The following is a 17,777-nucleotide window of genomic DNA, read 5'->3' on the forward strand; positions in this document are numbered from 1 at the left end:
GCCTGTAGCTGCATTGGAAAACGAACAGTGATCAAACTGAATGGCCCCTATTGCCATTGCATCCGTACCGCTGTTACCAATAGCTACCAATCCTGTTTTACCAATACGGGCCTCCCAGCCACTGGCGTTAAAGCTGCATTCCCGTATAGTCACATCCTGCGGAAAAGTGGCCTCGTTATGCGTAATGATCTCTGTACCTAACACCAGCGCAGGATACATGATATGATCATAGGTAACCTGCTGCAGGGAGGCTTTCGTACACTTGATCACACCCGCACAACCGGCAATATTCCTGAAGGTGCTATGTGTAAGCCTATATTCATCAATATCCCAGTTGTACACCGTAATGAGCGTACCTGCCTGCACAAAACCCGGCAGGGAATCCTGCATGGTAATTACACCATAAATACCGCCATCACCGGCTGGTTCCGGCTGCCACGCTACCGGCATTTTATTCACCACCTGGTTGCCATTCCAAAACCCGATGCTATCGTTTAAAAAATTGGTCCAACCGGTATATCTTTTCCATACCCTCATCTTATTAAATGCCAACCGCTCTTTTACCTGGAAAAATGAACTGTGCACATTTTGCCCATCCCAGCGCACGCCTTCCACGTACATACTGTCTATAGCCACAATGCCGTTACAGCTGTTGATCTTCCATGCATCGCGCGGCCCAACTGCCAGCTGTGAGCCGGTGGCCCTGAATACAATTTGTTGGGCAGTAATATTGTTACAGGCATAAGTATGCATACCAAACCCCGCCAGGTTCGTCATCGTTATATTACGCAGGGAAAGGTCATTACAGTTGTTCAGCGCTACCTGGAACATGGTTTGTCCGCCGAAATGCCATGATATCAGCTCTCCCACAGCCACACGGGAAGCGAAACGGGCGTTGTTCATGCGCATATAATTTTTGGAATGCTGTGTTTCCAGTTGCCAGTATAGCTGTTGTGCAGCCACATCATCTACAAACGTAAGACTGGGCTTTTGCTTCAACATACGCGTGGCGCTGTCCCATATATTGGCGGTATAACAACCCATCCCGTTTACAGCAGGTAACCCGTTGAATACCTCCACTATCACGTGCCCTGAATCCTTTTCCACTACTTTGCCGGCAGTGGCATATTGCGGGTTATTGTTGAACCCAATATTTTCCAGTACCAGGTTATTGCAACGATCAAAGCGCATATGCGGCGGCAGTATGGTATTGTTCTGTTGCGGGTTGCTTTTTACCAACCAGGTAGCTGGTGTGCGATCTGCATTTACAGCGCCCTGCAAATGCAGTTCTGCGTAATCGCTCAGCCCTGTGTAAGCATTCAATGCAGTGGCGCTTAACTGCTGCAGGTCGTAGCGGCCACTGTCGAAGACCACGGTGCGGATATTATTTGCTTTGGCGTAGTTCAATGCGTCCTGGATGCCTTTGGCATCATCCTGCCCGTCGTCAGGAACGGCATGAAAATCCTTTACATGTATGGTTTGTGCAAGCGCGGGAGCACAGGCAGCCAGCAGTATGGCGGCTGTTATCACAAAAAATTTATGTGCCTGTGCGTAGTACATAATACCTGTTATTTTTTATCTCCCAAGACTATTATTTTACTTTCTTCTTTTTTTCCTTCTATACCGGTTACGGTTAAACGAAATTCAACAGGTTGCTGCAACGGTACCGGAACTGTAAACTCAAACGGATAATTACTGTCCGTTATCACTTCCTCTTTCCCGGTACTGGTTTTATAATGAAGGATAGCATTTTTAAATCTGGTATCATCATCTTCCAGGTATATATACAACCGCCTGCCGTAACTGCCGAACTTAAACAGCATAGCATGCGCATTGCCGGTTTCCAGTTTTATATAGTCCGCACTGTGATCAGTGACGCCGGCAAGCACCTGTTGCTGAAACCCTCTCCCGGTGTATCTTACGGCATCAAGTGCAACAGCAGCTATACCATTGGCAGGAACAGTAATGGTAAATGCACTGTCTCTCACCTGTTGCAATGCACTCCCGGTGAAGGAAGTTAGCCGGCATCCGGCAGGCAGCTTCACGTGCGCAGGATTTATGGTAACCGTTGCTGTAACCGGTTGGGCCGATTGATTGGTGAAAGCCATCAGCAGTTTATTATCTTTTCTTGCAGCGATATAGTTCAGTTCCACATTACTGATGCGCAGTAATCTTTCAGGCATCCATAGCTGCACGTCTTTTTCCCCATAAAAACTGCCTTTCTGCATACCGTACATATTACTTTGCAGATAGGCATATCCTTCTATATAGGCGGCAGGGAAAGTAATATTTCCTTTGCTACGTATATAGGTATCCGTTACCAGGTAGTCGAGCAGCATGGAGGCCATAGGCAGGATATGATTATAATGGAAAGAGTTTACGCTCTGGTCTTTATGCTGATGCAGCGGAAAATCTGTTTTCTCATAGACGGTGGTGCGGGCAGTGTTGATATGGTACCCCGGGAAATTCCTGTACCGTCCTATCACCGCGGCTTTGGCTACATTAATGAGGAAGCTGTCTTTTGCATAATATCCCAACCGCATCATCCACGGGGCGTAGTTAGCCATAAAAATAGCACGGTGACCGGTAGCGGTACCTGATGATTCAGGGGTGAGACCAGTTTCGGAAAGCCGCCATGCAGGCGCCTGTTCTTCCGGGTAATACATCTGCCGGTGCCCTTTGGATTGCAGGTACCAGTACATAGGCGCTTTGCCGCCTTTATTCACCGTTATGAGACTATCCGGAGGCGTTGGGCACATCCAGGTGAACATGGTATAATTCCGCGCGCCCTGTACAGCGGCGTTCAGAAATGCTTTATCATGCGTAAGCTCATACAGTTGCAGCAACTCAATCCACCTGTTGGTATACGCAGGCCAGAAAAAGAAGCTCCCCGAAAACGGATCATCAAAAGCGCTTTGCGGCCGCGATACCCGCTGTTCCAGGTATTGCTTTGCTTTAGTTACCGCGGCGTCCAGGTAAGTTTTATCGCCGGTAGCACGATACAGGTGCATGGCATTGATCCAGTTACTTCCTTTTTCCTTTACATCGAGGTTACGGATACGATCGTTGTTATATTCCCGCTGCATCATTTGCAGGTAAAAATCATTGGTGCCGCCCGACAGTTCATAAAGCGCCGCCAGCTCCGACAAGGGCGCCACGGGGCCTTTTAGTTTACGGGAAGGGCTTTGGATCTTCTGGGTGCTATCAAGACTGAAAAGAAACTTCTCTCTCGACAACATAAATTCCATTAAAGGATAGGCCCGTTTTTCGAACATGGCCGTATCATCCTTTACCAGTGCCAGTTCCAGCGGGTTCAGGCTGGACACATTTTTCACTGCGCCGGGTACATCAGTGGAATAGGCGCAGCCTTTGAGGCTGTCGATGAACCAGGCGTAATCCGACATGGCGTAATCCACTATATTATCCAGCGTACTGTTAAGGGAAGAGATATCGTTATGCCGGTAATCGTGGAAACCAAATACTTTTTTGGCGATCTGTTCATAAGTATTGTTTACAGCCAATGGTTCCGCCACCAGTTGTACACCAAAGCTGAAAGTATTACCGGCGCTCATTTTCGAGCCGTAACCTCCAGGTATAGGCGCATACACCTGTGGCTGCAGTTGTTGCTGCCGGTTGAGCAATGCAACGCCAAACCGGCTGTTAGCCAGCACCGGCAACGGTTGAAAGGGAAGATATTCCGGCTCCGCCAGCACACCTATGGTAGCAGCGCCATCATATACCATGGTGGTGGGTAACGTAGCCATAAATGCCGGTGTGAGATAAGCCGCATCCGGTATGCGTTTTTCCTGCCAGATAAGCGGCTGCCAGATGGCGGCGGCTTTATCCTCCGTGCAAACCGGGGCGCCCGTATATCCTATGCTGTAATAGCCATCCTGTAAGGGTATGAAGCTATACCGCAATACCGGGTAGGGTTTGGCGGAAAGGATAACATACGCCGATAACCGTAATTTTTGGGAAGATGGGAAACGGAAGAACACTGTGTCTTTCTTTTGCTCCATTCCTGATGCCGTGATGGTTGTTATTTCCCCTGCGTTAAAAATATCAGCGGTCCTCAGCTCTTTTTTGCTGCGCAGTATCCGGTCGTCGAAGCCATCACCTGCCACGGATGCATTTACTTTCTTTTGTCTGAATCCTGCTTTAGCGGTGTCGGTTACTTTCCAGGTGAGTATATTGTACTCCACGTGCTTAATGCCCGCGGGTTTTAATGCCATGCCCGGATCCGCGGTGTTGTACAATACGGTGAATGAAGGCGTGAACGCATACTGCCGGCCTGCCGTGGTAATAACTACCTGCTGCCGGTTCAACGTTACGCGGGTTTGCGCCTGCACAGCCGTTGCTGCTATGCACAGGAAAAAGATACTGCTATATAATCCTTTAATCATTTTCATTACCAGGTGCTGCTATCCGTAAAACAAAACCGCCTGTTGCAGGGATCATTATTTTCCGTCGATCAGTTGCACGGATACGCGGAGATGATGCAACAAATGCATTACCATCCGCGGAATCTGTGATCAGTGTTGTTTTATATTTTCTTTTTTTATTGAGAAAAGATGGTTGCAGGGTGAAGGCGCTTATACTATCCGTTCCATTGATCACCGCCACGTACCAGTCGCGGCCCTTGCGCCGTGCAAAGGCAGCCATGCGCCCAATGCTGCTGCCAGGCAGTACAATGGTTTCATCCCAGGTTACCGGCAACGTTTTCAGCAGGGGAAGAATGGGCGTATAGGTGCTGTCTTCCAATAACCTCACCGGGTTTTCCGCGATGCATTGAAACGGTGAGTTGAACAGGTACAGCAGCGCCAGTTGATGTGTATGGGTAGTGGCGCCCCTGTTGCTGAAAAAACCAGGCGTATAATCGCCGTGCCCGCAAAGGAAACGTGTAAAAGGCAATGCAGCGTTATGCCATGCGGGGATAGGTTCTTTCATAATATTCAGCTCCATTCCGCGAATGCCTTCCCGGGTCATTTCATTGGGATATGTTTTACTTTCCCCGGTGGGCGCCTGGCAACCATGAAAGTTCACCATCAGTTTCCTGGAAGCAGCAGCTTTAAGCAGTCCTTCTTCAAATGCTATCAGCGGCTCAGCCTCGCTGTTCATGAAATCTGTTTTGATCCCTGCAGCGCCCGTCATGGCTACACTGTCGAGGAAGCTGTTACGGTTTGTGGTATCCCTTATCTCCTTGGAATGTTTCCATACCCAGATACGTACGCCTTTTCCTGCGGCCTCGCTGCACAGTGTTTTCAGCTGTTCCCATTTATGCGGCCATTTGGTTTCCCAGCCTTCGTCCAATAATGTATATTCAAATCCCAGTGCGGCAGCGGCGTTAATAAAACGCATTTCTTCCGCCGGCTCCATATAGTGTTCGTTCCTCGTAATCCAGCTCCACACGCTTTTACCCGGCCTGATATAAGACTTGTCAGCAAACAGTATGCTATCCGGTGTTGGATTAAGATCTTCGATGACGTGGTTATTCACCAAAGCGTTAAGATCATTTGCATAAAGAATGGTTCTCCACGGTGTTACCAGTTTGCCTTTCACGGTAAACCCGGCAGCCCCTTCGGTGAAGTTCACCTGTAATACGCCGCCGGCGGAAGCTTTGAGCCGCATACCGCTGTAGTTATATAAGGCTGCTTCCGTAATTACTGCATACTTTTTTTGTGGCAGTTCAATCACCAGTGGTTTTCCCTGGATAGGCCCCTGCGAAGAAACCACGGGTAACCGGCCTATATCCGTATGCTGCCACAAACCGGCATACGACTGGAGCTTCCAGCTGTTGTTCCGTTCAAAATACCATACGCCGGAGGAAGCAGGTACAGTAAAAGTAGTCAGCTCTTCCTGTACATGATGCTCACCTGTTCCGTTTATGATATAACGGAAAGCGCAGCCGTTGTCAAACATCCTGCACTCCACCTGGAAGCTGGTATTATTTTCCTGCACTGTTATCGTATAGGCGATACCGTGTTGAGCGGCAACCGCTGCATTCAGTCGTGTTGGGTTTGTTTCATCAATATTTTTTTTCAGGGAGATGATCACCTGTTGTACCTGATCTCCCACCATTTTATTATTCACTTTGATACCCATGCGCGAAGCCATAAGCACCGGCTGTTTACCGGCCTGTAACTGGTACATGAGCTGCCCTTGTACCGTGAAGAGTTTTGCACACAGGGTTTTATGCGGACTATGCAGCAGTAAAGTATCTGTAGCCAGGGCAATGTGAACAGGCAATAAAAAAGCGATGATTAGCAGGCGCCGCATATAAACGTGAAATCAGTTTTTTGATCCTTCAAATTAACAGTGTGCCCCGCGTAACTTCAAAATATCCGCCGGGTAAAAAAGTTGGGAACATTCCCACTCCTTGGGAATGTTCCCATAAAGTAAGGTTGTTGTTACAGGGGTGTTCCTCTCAGCAGGATCTTCCCGATATACACTGCTGTTTTGTCGTATTTCTCCGGGTTCCGGGTAATATCTTCCAGTTGTTTATCTCCCAGGATCTTTATTTTATCTGCCTTTTGGGAAGATACCCGCAGGGTAACGGTATGTACGCCGGGGCTGAGTTTAATAAATTCGTATTGTCCACGGTACCTGTTGTTGCAGTAATTATTGAACCGGTTGATGACATTGCTGCTACCGGGTGCAGTGGCGTCCACAACCTTTAACTGCCGGGTGCCTTTGAAACCGCTGTCCGCCAGTCGTACCGGCACACCGTCGATGATCACTTCCAGCTGTCCCATTTCGGGGCCGCCGATATCAAAAAAGCCAAACATGCTGCCTTTGAATTTGCAGGTAAAGGAAGCGCCGGGTTGCGATGCTTTCATGATGTAAGGGAACCAGCCGGTAAATTGTTTTTGCGGGGAACCGGCGGGATTCACCTTGTTCCAGCCGGCGCTGAAGGTGGCAATGTCTTCCGGGGCATACATGCCGGCATCTTCCCAGTTATCTGCTATCAGCGGAGCGGGTAAGGTATAGGGAGAAGACGGGGTATATTGTTTCATTTTGTTCAGCCCTCTTGCAATGGCGGCCGCATAAAGATTTCCTCCTGCGGTTACTGGATGCGTGCCATCGGCAGAGAAAACGATCCTGCCGGCGGCGGTGGCGCTGTCGCCCTTCCATACCAGCCTGCCCTCCTTCTCCAGCACGGCGGCTTCCATACCCAGGTGAATCGACGGCAGGTGGTAATGCTCCGCTATCTTTTCCAATCCCTGTATATTTTCCGGGATATTGCCCGCTGTGTATATTTTCGTTTGCTCGTTATGGATAGTATAGATCAGGCAGATATCTATAGCAGGATCAAATTGCCGGATCTGCCGGATGATACCTTCCATTCCATCTGTATAGGCGCCATTCACGGCAAATTCCACAAATATCAGATCAGGGTGGTGTTGCAGCAGCTGATCTTTAAGGCGGCAGGCGCCGAGGTCTGTTCCAGTTCCGGAAACGCCGGCATTAATGCCTTTCATGGCTACCCCCGGGTACATGGACTGGATATACCTGGCCGTTTGCGGGCGGTAGCATTGGTTGCCCTGTGTAATACTGCCGCCTATAAACCCTATGGTAACCGGTTTCCCTGCGGATACTTTTTTAAAGAAATGAGGCATGCCGCCGCGCACCGTACATTCAGCCGGGTTATTGTAATTGCCGGGTGTGATCAGCGGTATGGCAGGATCAGCCGGATTAAAATACAACGGCGAAGCGCCCGCCTGCGAGGCGGCAATGAGCCTGGCGCGTTCGGTATCTTCCCTGCTTTGCGCGGCTGTTTGCAATAACATTCCCATACATAATACCCCGATAAAATAATGCTTCATACTACTATCGTTTGGAGTTGTGATCAAAATGAATGGTTCCCTTTTTCACCTGTCCTTTTGCTGTGCGAACTGCTATCTCCAGCGTCACTTCCGCTTCTTCACCAATGGGATGGAACGAGGTTTCATAAGGATAAGCGGCTACCACGCTGCTTTCTCCGTTCACGCGGAAAGCAGCCTGTAAACCTTCTTCGGGCGGCGATTCCAGGTAAGTGTACACGGCATCCCATCCGAAAGGGGAACGTATCCGGAAAGCATAGCATTTGCCAATACCCGGCCCCATATCCAGCACCTGCATCCCGTTGTTTACCGGCGTTACCGGCTTTATTTCCTGCTTTACAGCCAATGGGAACGACACCGCGGAGAAGCCCTTACCGCCAACGGCTACACGTAATTGCCGGTTGTGTACAGCTACCGTTACAGGGGAAGCAGTTGCCTTTGCATAATAAGCAGCAGTTGCCCCATCCTGCAGCGCCACTTCTTTCCCGATACGGATATCCGCGTTTACGTGGTTAGCCGATTCATTCAGGAGCAACAGCCAGAAACGGTTGCCTGAAACAGCGGTCACATAGTTCACGGCGGGATCACTTATCTGCACCAGTCCTCTTTTCATCCAAAGCTCCACTGCAGCGTCATCAAATACTTTCCCGTTGCCACCGCCAAAGATCCGGTTGTTGAACCATACAAATCCATCCTGTTTGCCATAAGGAAAATTCACTTTCCCCTGTGATCGCTGCATGGCTTCGGTGATAAGGAAATCGAGCGTAAACGCAAGGTGAGGTGGAATATGATGATAATATACAGAGCTTACATCCGGACCTTTATAGGGAAAATCCGGCTGCATGGTAATATCTGTAAAGCCGGTGGCATAGTAGCCGGGATAATTGGTGAAGCGGCCTATTACAGCATTGCGCGCATAGGTTTCAAATATCGCTTTATTATCTTCATAAAATAAACGCAACAGGTGAGGCGCCCAGCTGCTCATGAACACCGGCCGCACCAGCTTGCCGGGATCGAACAAAGTAAAAGGTTGCTCAAACCCCAGCCCTACGGGCGATACCAGGCTTTGCGGCACCTGTTTCTCCTGCACATCGCCTTTCTTTCTCGGGAAACCAAGCCGGTATTTTTCACCACCTTTCCACCACAGGGTAGTATTGCCGTCGTATACGTTACCCGGGTGAATGGTTTGCAGCTGGTTCTTCACCAACGGGTACACCCTGATACCTGCCAGCGTTTGAAATGCGGAAGTTTCCGCCGCGCGCAGGAAGGAAGTATCTTTTGTAACATCATATAAATCGGTGAGATCCCACCAGTACGCATAAAATGATGCGTTATAAAAAGGTTGTTTGCTCAACGGCCTGGTTTGTACCCCGTATACTTCCTTCGCGATATATGCTTTTGCATCTGTTATGGCAGCTTTCAGCCAGCTTTTATCTTTTGTAAAACGGTAAGCCGCCAGTTCCTGCGTCCATGCGGGAATATTTACGGAATATCCTTTCGCCGGCCTGATACGCCCACCGGGAAGCGCTATCTCTTTCAGCCAGGGATTGGTCGCTCCCAGCAACTGGTGCAGGCCTTCGTAATAGGCAGTGGTGAACTGTGAATTGAAAGGGCTCAGCACCAGCGATTGCCTGTCTTTATTAAACGGCGTACCGGCCACTCCTTTCGACCAGCGGAAGCCGCTGCGCGATAAGGTATACTCAATAACAGGCAATGCCCTGCTGGTATAAAACGCTTCGTCCTTTTCCAGCACCGCTGCTGAAATCACCGCCAGCGGTGCCGCCTGTACCACGGTGGGTGTTACTTTCGGATCGGCTTCAATATCGTAAAAGCCTTTCAGCTCAGGCGCCCAGCCAGCCGCCGTATCGTTGCGCATAAGGTCCGTAATATTGAATACGGTTTCGGTAAGAGATATATGCTCCTGCGAACGGTAATCCCGTACTTTATAAATGCTGTCTGAAATATACGCCAGTGCATCGTTCCAGCCGGATGGCAATGCACCCAGGGCAAATTCACGGGTAAGCGGCTGACCGGCAGCCAGCCTGGAATCGTCCAGGCCAGGTATGGGCGATAATGCCACCGGCTGTACTTCGTTCTCCCTATTCTTTATTGTAAAGCCCATAGGCGACCTGCCGGCTTCGCCCCAGTCCAGCGGAAAATCCGCCGGTGTACCGGCCACAAAAGTGCTGACGCCCTGCTTTGTTTCCATAATGGCCAGCGGCTGCGGCATCATGGCGGAAGGCAGCACTACAGGGTGGTCCGGGATACGCTGGTACTGGAACATAGGCGGCGCCTGTATGGCTGCTACGTCTTCTTTATTGGCGCTTTCAAAGGCGGCCACCACAAAACTAACACAACCGGCTTCTTTTGGTATATACGTTAACGTTAGCAACAGGTGATTACTGCCCGGATCAAGTTGCCAGGTGCCTTTCACGGATTGACCACCGGCTGTTTGATAAGTAACTTCCAGCGCACCACCGTTAATCTGCTTCACGGCAACAGGCATGCATTCCTGCAGTGTGCCCGCAAGGTAGGGATTGGTAAGACTTTCAGGCGCGAGCACGGAAAAGTTTTTCCCACGGCTCCGGAAAGTGCCGGATGCCTTTGTTCCGTTCCAGGAGGGAAAGAAACTGCCGAAACTGATCTGCGGTTCCTTAGCGGTAAGCAGGAATATTTTATGACCATTGCCGTGCAGCCATTGGTGATCCTTCCGGATGCCGCTTCCGGCTATTATTTTTCCCACAGCTGTTTTCATAAATTGCAGGCGTAGCTTTCCATTGTCAACACCAGCTATAACAGTACCCTGCATAGGAATATCTTTCCCGGCAGCGGCAGGAGCAACTGCCGGTGCCGTATACTTCGCCGTTAGCGGTATTATTTTAAAACGCTGCAACGCAGCCGGCGGCAATGTATTCGGATCAAGGCCGGCAGGAGAAAAAAAGAGCGCATCACATCTCCCGAAATTACCCCTGGTATCCTGTAACGCTATTACATTTTCCCCGGCATCCAGCCTGGTAACGCCCGCCTTTTCCCAGTAATAGCCTTCTTTACCATGGCGGCCGGACTCATTCTCCAGCGGTTGCTCATTCACTGCTACCCGGAATAAACGGGTGCCCGGCTTATTAGCGGGATAATCCGGCGTACGTACCCAAACGGTAAATGTGCCGGCTGTTTTAATGTTGATAACTGTTAACGCATCCGCCGCTTTTACTTTGCCGGCAAAAACACGGAGGATCGTATTACCGGATGCTTTCTCCAACTGCCACCCGCCTTTGAACTGGAAGTCTTCCGCCTCCAGCAGGTAACCGTTTTGCGCGCTTACACTTACGCTGAACAGGCAAGCTGTTACTGCAAAAATTAAATGTCTACTTAGCTGCCACTTCATAATCTATTGCTATTACACTCAGGCCATACGATGTTATATCTTCATTAAAGGAACTACCTGTTCCGATTGCTTTCCTGCTGCCGTTTTTGCCGATCCGGTAACAAGCTACCGGCTTTATGGTTTTACCTGCAATTACTTTGGTATAATCTATATGCAGGGTGCTATGCTGCGGATCATCATCATTGTTCAGCAACAACAGGAACAATTTCTTTCCTGCCGGGTTAATAGCGCAATAGTAATCGAGGTAAGGGCTTTCTGTTTTCAGCAATCCATCTTTCAACAACAAATTCGCACTGGTGCCATACACCTTTCCTGCAGCAAAACCATAAGTTTGATGCGGCCCTACTTTGGGTGTAATAAAACCGCGCGGGAACTCAATTTTACCGGAAGAGCGCATCTCCATTTCGGACAACAGGTAATCGGTGATCCATCCCACCTGCCACCAGGCATGATGCGGGTATGGACCAGCGCCTTTGTTCATTACATCCCAGTAATAAGAGGCAACGCTGGTAGCGCTGTCTACAAACGCATCCCTTCCAAGAGCGCCCGCCCTTGCCATGTTCAGGAAAAGGGAATCGCCGGTTAAAGTGAACATGCGTACAAACATACCGGCATGACTGGCAAGTAAAATAGGTCCGCGATGATTGGCAGAACCGAGGATACCGCCATGCTCGAAGCTAAGCCCGGCCTGGCTTATTTCCCAGTCCTGCCGCAATACACCATTCACCTTTTTACTTTTGGCGGAAGGAACAGGGTGAGTATAAATTGAAGTTGTGTACAGTTCCGCAGTGCGAATAGCCGCCTGCAGGTACTTACGTTCCTTTGTTATATCGTACAGATCCAGCAACGCCTGCGCACTTTGCCCCGTGGCAAAATCGGGCGCAAAACGGGTATCGCCGCAAACGCCTAGAAAATGGCCTTTTGCCGTAGCGTTTTCAATGTACCAGTTAGCTCCGCGTTTAGCGGCATCCAGGTACTTTTTATCTTTCAGTATTTTCCAGGCTATCAGCAATCCGTAAAAAGTAGGACGCAGGTCTTCCACCTCCGTAAACATCTCTTTTTGTGTAGCGTGGTCATAAGCTACCGCCCACTTGCCTTCCGGCTTCATCCAGGCCAGCAGCCTGTCGGCAGCCAACCGCAGTTCTTTTTTTAACGTAGTATCTCCCGGGTTGAACAAAAGGATGTTTCCCATGTCCATCATCATGTAGTAAGTAACAGCAATGGGTTCTACATAAGGACCCCATTCTTCTGTAAATCTTTTGCTTTTAGTGAGATAGTATTGCCCTGCTGCCGCACCATGGAAAAAACCGGGCGTATGATCCTGCTGCTCCAGTTTAAAGTTGCGTGCATAAGGCAGGCGGGTTTGTTGCAGTACGCTGTCGCCGGTAACAGCAGCCAGCATCCACATGGCGCCATAATCAGAATTTTTCATGGCATCTTTCTCCGAGCCATATACGCCGCCCAGGTAGGATTGGGCGCCTATCTCCATCCCTTTATAATTCTCAATATTCCACAGCGAGGTTTTATTATCCACCAGGTATTTGTGCATGGATAGTATACGGTTGGTGAGCGATTGCCCCGTTTTTTTCAGTGCCAGGAAATCGTTGAAATGATAGATATCATTCACCGCATGTTTAAACACGCTGTACCAGCCGGCCTGTTGAAGAGTATACCGGAAGGAGAAGTTTACCTTATCCCCTTTCTTCAGCAGGGAACCTTTTTCACCCAGTACAGGATGATAGAGTGTAGGCGTGAGCGTTGCCTTCCGGTTCATGAGGGAAAGACCCAGCAGCCATTCGTTTTGTGTTTTGGTATCTTCTTCCCAGGGATCGCGGCCGGTGCCGGGCGCAGGGATCACTGCCAGGGTAAGGTTGTTTTTTGTTTGCATGAAAGGCGACAAGGTAGCGGCTGTTCTTTCGCGCACAATCACCGGCCTATCGGGAATGCCCTGCATGTAGGCATATGATTTTATAAGATCTTTTTCAATAGCATTACTTTGAAAGTATCCCGGTATGCCCGCCCATGCCAGTTCATTTTCCTGTACAGCCGCCAAAGTTGGTGTTGCCAGTGAGTAATAGCCATCCTCTTTTGCCTGCAGGGACATTTCTACCAGCACATCTCCCGGATACTGTTCATCCAGGCGCCAGGAAGCGATAACAGCAGCTTTGTTGGTTTCCGCTGTGAAGGTAAGTGTGTTGTTATTTTTACTAAAGGAAGATGGATAAAAATAAATAGCTTCACCGGCAGTGTTCATGGGAACCGGTTGCAGCGCTGCATTCCACAAAGGCGTGATGTACCTGTACTGCGATTCAAGAAAGCTGCTCTTTTTACCATCTTTATCATACAGCGTAACGGGCGTATTGCCCGGTTTCTCTTTTGTATATAGCAATGTATATTCCCCGCTCACATGAGGCAGCTGTTGCCCGTGTACAGCAACGTTACCGATGTGCCACTCCCCGTTCCGGTTTACCCAGGAAAGCTGCACCGCGTTATTGCGGAGCGCAGGCGCGGATTGCTGCGCCTGTGCAGATATACAGGCTGCAAAAAACAAGAACCCGGCTGATAATATTTTTCTCAAGAGATTATCTTTTTAATTTACCAAATGCGCAGCCCGTTCCGTTGCCGGGCTGATTTTCACTTTCCGGGATGCCCTCAGAGGAATGAGTGCGGCTAACAGGATCACCACCGCAATACCTGCCACCAGGCCAGCGCTTTTTCCGGAAAAGAAACACAGCCCGAATAACAGTAAAGCAATGAACGAAAGGGAAAAGGCAATTACTCTCAGGCCAAACCTGTTTTGCTTTTTTATTTCCAACTCTTCCTTTTCATCTTTTTCGCGTACCGTTTCCCGGCGTTGCGCCTTCAGTGTTTTAAGCTGTATATATTCATTACTGGTGAGTCCTTTGTAGTAAGCATATACTTCATACAACGCCAGCATAATAAAGGGCAGTACTACTCCCAGCAACATTTCATTGGCACGGCTTAAACCATGTCCTCCTGCCAGCGGGATAATAATTTTAAATACCAGGTTAGTAGCCAGGCTGATACCGGTAATATACAGTGTAGCCTTTCCCGTTAGCCGCTTTGAAAACAGCGCCCATATAGGCGGCGCCAGCAACGGTCCGCCGGTAACGGCGCCTATGCTCAGCGTAAATTCCACGATACCGCCAATGTAAGGCACTATCAAAGCGATGCCTATCATCCCCAACCCGAAGAACCAGGAAGAGATGCGGGCCACGCTCATCAGTTTTTTATCAGAAGCACCGGGGTTGATGGAACCTTTGTAGATATCATTCGTAAATACAGCCGATACTACATTGAGCGCAGTGTTAGCCGATGCCGACGTGGAGAAATACATACCGGTGAGGATAAGGCCCATCAGCCCGGCCGGCAACACGTGCTGGCACATCATAAGATAGGCGTTCTCCGTTTCCAGTCCCTGCAAACCAGGATTAATGCTTTTATACAACATAGGCGGCAGCATCCAGAGTATGGGACTGATAATGTACAACCCCGCAAAAAGGTAAGCCACTTTCGATGCAGAGCGCGGCACATCCACGCTGGTATAACGCTGTACAAACGTCCAGTTGCCGCCTATATAAAAAACATGGTACAAGGCAAAGGCCAGAATAAAGCCCCAGGTGTATTCTCCATTCACTACGCTGAAAAATCCTTCGGGGGAAAAATGTAAAAAATGTTGTACGCCGCCGGAGGCGTCAAATGCCAGCGGTATAATGATCAGTATAGCTGCAGTGAGGATCACAAACTGTAAGATATCCGTTACCATTACCGCCCATAAGCCGCCTACAGCGGTGTAGGCAATCATGAACAAGCCCAGCACCACCGTGCTTGGCATCAGCGGCAGCCCCAGCGAAGCGCTCACCAACCTGGCTACGGAATACAACACGGAGCCTTTAATGAGCAGCGACACTACCATGAAAATGTAGATATAGATCTTCTGCACTTCCACACCCAGTCGCTCCCTGATAAACTCCGCAGCAGTGAGATTGCCGGTGGCCTTCCACCGGGGCGCCAGGTAAAGTCCTGTCACCAGTCCGCCGATACACATGGTCCATTGTATGGTGATGGCCACCCATCCGTATTTATAAGCAATTGATCCCCATGCTACAAAAGTGCCGGCTGAAAAGAAGCTCATAAAAAGCGACAACCCGCCTATAAACCAGGGCACTGATTCGCCGGCGGCAAAAAAGGACTTGAGGTTTCTCCCTGTACGGGAAAAGGAGAAACCCACCAGCATAATAAATAGGGAAAATACAATAATGACCGATGTATCGATTACAGTGTTCATCAAATGTGTCCGTTTAACCCCCTGCTTTTCCGCTATGGGGTGATAGTTAAAGTAAGTTCTTTCGTAGTTCTTTTTTCACCGTTGTAACGCACCGCAGATGCGTCAAATGTCACTTTATAAGTGCCCGGTTTCGTATACACATACTGATAAGCTGGTAAGGTAGTGCTGATATTCTTCAGGGCAATACCAGCGTCCGGTTTAACCGAAAAAGGATCAAATCCTTTGGTGATCACCCAGTCTTCATTATCATCCGCATCCAGGGTACCGCCATACATCAGCAGTTGCACAGTGGTAACGGACCATACATTGGCGGGGTTTTTAAAGTCGAACGCCTTCCACCCGGCGGTAGATAAAACGGCCAGCGGCGACACTACCCCATCTTCAGAAATATTATTGGCTTCAAACGTCCGGATCACCCAGCGATTCTGTCCCTTCGGCTTTTTATAATCCGTATACTTAAAAGCAACATAAATACGGGCGGCGGTATTCTTCGGGTCGGCAAATTCTTTCAGGCTGATAGTGCCCGATGGCGTATTGTCCTGCCCGGTGGAAAAAACAGCCCGGTCGGAAATATCTGTCCACGTAGCGGCCCTCACACTGGCGGTATCGCCGGCCCCGTTGTAGTTGCCGGATACCAGCAGCTGCAGGTTCTTATAGATCACACCATATTGTACAAGCGATTTAAAATTGATCTGCAGGTCATTTTCTGCGGTGGTCCGGGTCCGGAACTCATATATATGACCGGGCTCACCAGAGTAAAAAACAATATTATCCGGGTTACCGGTAAAGTTAAAGGTAACGGTATCTCCCACTTTGTAAGTAAGCGAGGAAGTAGCCACCTCCAGTGATGGTGTTTCTACTTTCACCTTGGAACAGGAGATAAATATAATAACAATGATCAACAGGTATATTGAATTTCGCATATTAAAATTTTTTGACCCGGTGTTACCAACCCTTGTTTTGTTCTGCCAGGTGGTTAATGGTAGTTTCTGTATTAGGAATGGGAAACAGTACATTCCTGGCTGTTGTATTCTTTGCGGCATTACCGGAATACTTCCAGGCAGAAGGTGCGGTAGCGGCTACTTCAGCGGCGAGCGACTGCATACTGGATAAATATAATCCCCAGCGGATCAGGTCGTGTTTACGCGCTCCTTCAAAACAAAGTTCCCTGGCCCTTTCATCCTGGATGGCAGTGAGGAAGTCGTTTTTACCAAGACCGGCAGGCAGATCCACCGTTGCATCCGGTGTGGCGGCCGGTTTGCCGTAGCCTCTTCTTCTTACCATGTTAATGGCATTGTAGGCATCTGCAACCGGGCCGTTCACGGCGTTCTCTGCTTCTGCTTTCATCAGCAACACATCGGCGTAACGGATCACGGGGAAGTTAGTGGAATTATACGACCTGTTTTTTGGCACCTGTGTTTCATATTCACGGCGCCATTTACCGGCAGTACGTTCATAGATCTGTGTGGCAGTATAAGCTACTTTTGAAACCGAGCCGTTCACAATAGCATATTTATATGGCGCAATGTTCCAGTCGCGCCGCTTATCGCTCTCCTCATACAGGTTGTACATCCTGGCAGTTGGGTGTATAGGTCCGTTGGAATAACCTACATTGTCATCCGGCGATTCCAGGCCGTTTTCAATACCCACGCCACCGGCCAGTTGTGTGGATCCCTGCTGGTTGCCATACATGCCTACTTCCCAGATGCACTCACCCGGTTCGTTGATGTCTTTGGAGTGATTAATAAAGATAGCGCTGTAATCAGGATTCAGCGAGTGCTTGCCGGAAGCGATCACTTTGTTCACATAGGTCAATGCATCCGCATACTTCGATACATCTTTCAACGGCTCGCCTGCCATAGTGAGGTATACTTTTGCCAGTATAGCCTGAACGGTGGTAGTGGTAACCCTTTCATTGTTGCTGTAGGTACTGATATCGTTCACCAGTGGCTCCGCTGCTTTCATATCGCTTACAATGGCGGCATATACCGCTGCTACGGAAGAGCGGGGCAGTGCGGGTTCTACGGGCGATTTCGTGGATGATAATTTTAATGGCACACCGCCGAAATTATCTACCAGTATAAAATAATAATAAGCTCTTAAGAAAAGCGCCTGTCCTTTTATGGCAGCTCTTTTCTTTTCATCCATGGTGGGCCGGTCTATATTTTCGAGTAGCAGGTTGGCGCGATCAATGCCCTGGTACACTACTTCCCAGAGTTTGCCCACATCCAGCTGACCGGCGTCAAACTCCATCACCTTTAAA

The 17,777-nt window shown here is 49.3% G+C and carries 9 protein-coding genes; all 9 read right to left on the reverse strand.

Annotation, left to right across the window (positions count from 1 at the left end; all coding sequences use genetic code 11):
• Positions 1-1,560 (reverse strand): hypothetical protein (locus tag VN105_RS12345; RefSeq protein WP_325641265.1); only part of this gene is annotated, 1,560 nt, incomplete at its 3' end.
• Positions 1,561-1,568: 8 nt separating this feature from the next.
• Positions 1,569-4,409 carry a hypothetical protein gene (locus VN105_RS12350; RefSeq protein ID WP_325641267.1) on the reverse strand — a complete coding sequence of 947 codons (2,841 nt, stop codon included), beginning with the start codon at positions 4,407-4,409 and terminating at the stop codon, positions 1,569-1,571.
• Positions 4,396-6,276: a glycoside hydrolase family 97 protein gene (locus VN105_RS12355; protein WP_325641269.1), complete on the reverse strand. Its 1,881-nt coding sequence runs from the start codon at positions 6,274-6,276 to the stop codon at positions 4,396-4,398. Before VN105_RS12355 ends, VN105_RS12350 begins: the two co-directional genes overlap by 14 nt.
• Positions 6,277-6,407: 131 nt before the next feature.
• Positions 6,408-7,823, reverse strand: coding sequence for an SGNH/GDSL hydrolase family protein (locus VN105_RS12360; protein ID WP_325641271.1), 1,416 nt, complete (start codon positions 7,821-7,823; stop codon positions 6,408-6,410).
• A 4-nt stretch (positions 7,824-7,827) separates the two neighbouring features.
• Positions 7,828-11,205 carry a hypothetical protein gene (locus VN105_RS12365; protein ID WP_325641273.1) on the reverse strand — a complete coding sequence of 1,126 codons (3,378 nt, stop codon included), beginning with the start codon at positions 11,203-11,205 and terminating at the stop codon, positions 7,828-7,830.
• Positions 11,186-13,783: a glycerophosphoryl diester phosphodiesterase gene (locus tag VN105_RS12370; protein WP_325641275.1), complete on the reverse strand. Its 2,598-nt coding sequence runs from the start codon at positions 13,781-13,783 to the stop codon at positions 11,186-11,188. Before VN105_RS12370 ends, VN105_RS12365 begins: the two co-directional genes overlap by 20 nt.
• A gap of 12 nt (positions 13,784-13,795) precedes the next feature.
• Positions 13,796-15,514, reverse strand: a complete 1,719-nt coding sequence (locus tag VN105_RS12375) for a sodium:solute symporter family protein (protein ID WP_325641277.1) — start codon at positions 15,512-15,514, stop codon at positions 13,796-13,798.
• Between the two features lie 32 nt (positions 15,515-15,546).
• Complete coding sequence (locus VN105_RS12380) at positions 15,547-16,437, reverse strand: DUF5017 domain-containing protein (RefSeq protein WP_325641279.1); 891 nt, start codon at positions 16,435-16,437, stop codon at positions 15,547-15,549.
• A 22-nt stretch (positions 16,438-16,459) separates the two neighbouring features.
• Positions 16,460-17,777 (reverse strand): RagB/SusD family nutrient uptake outer membrane protein (locus tag VN105_RS12385; RefSeq protein WP_325641281.1); only part of this gene is annotated, 1,318 nt, incomplete at its 5' end.

The sequence above is a fragment of the Chitinophaga sp. genome (assembly GCF_035564935.1).
Classification (GTDB): domain Bacteria; phylum Bacteroidota; class Bacteroidia; order Chitinophagales; family Chitinophagaceae; genus Chitinophaga.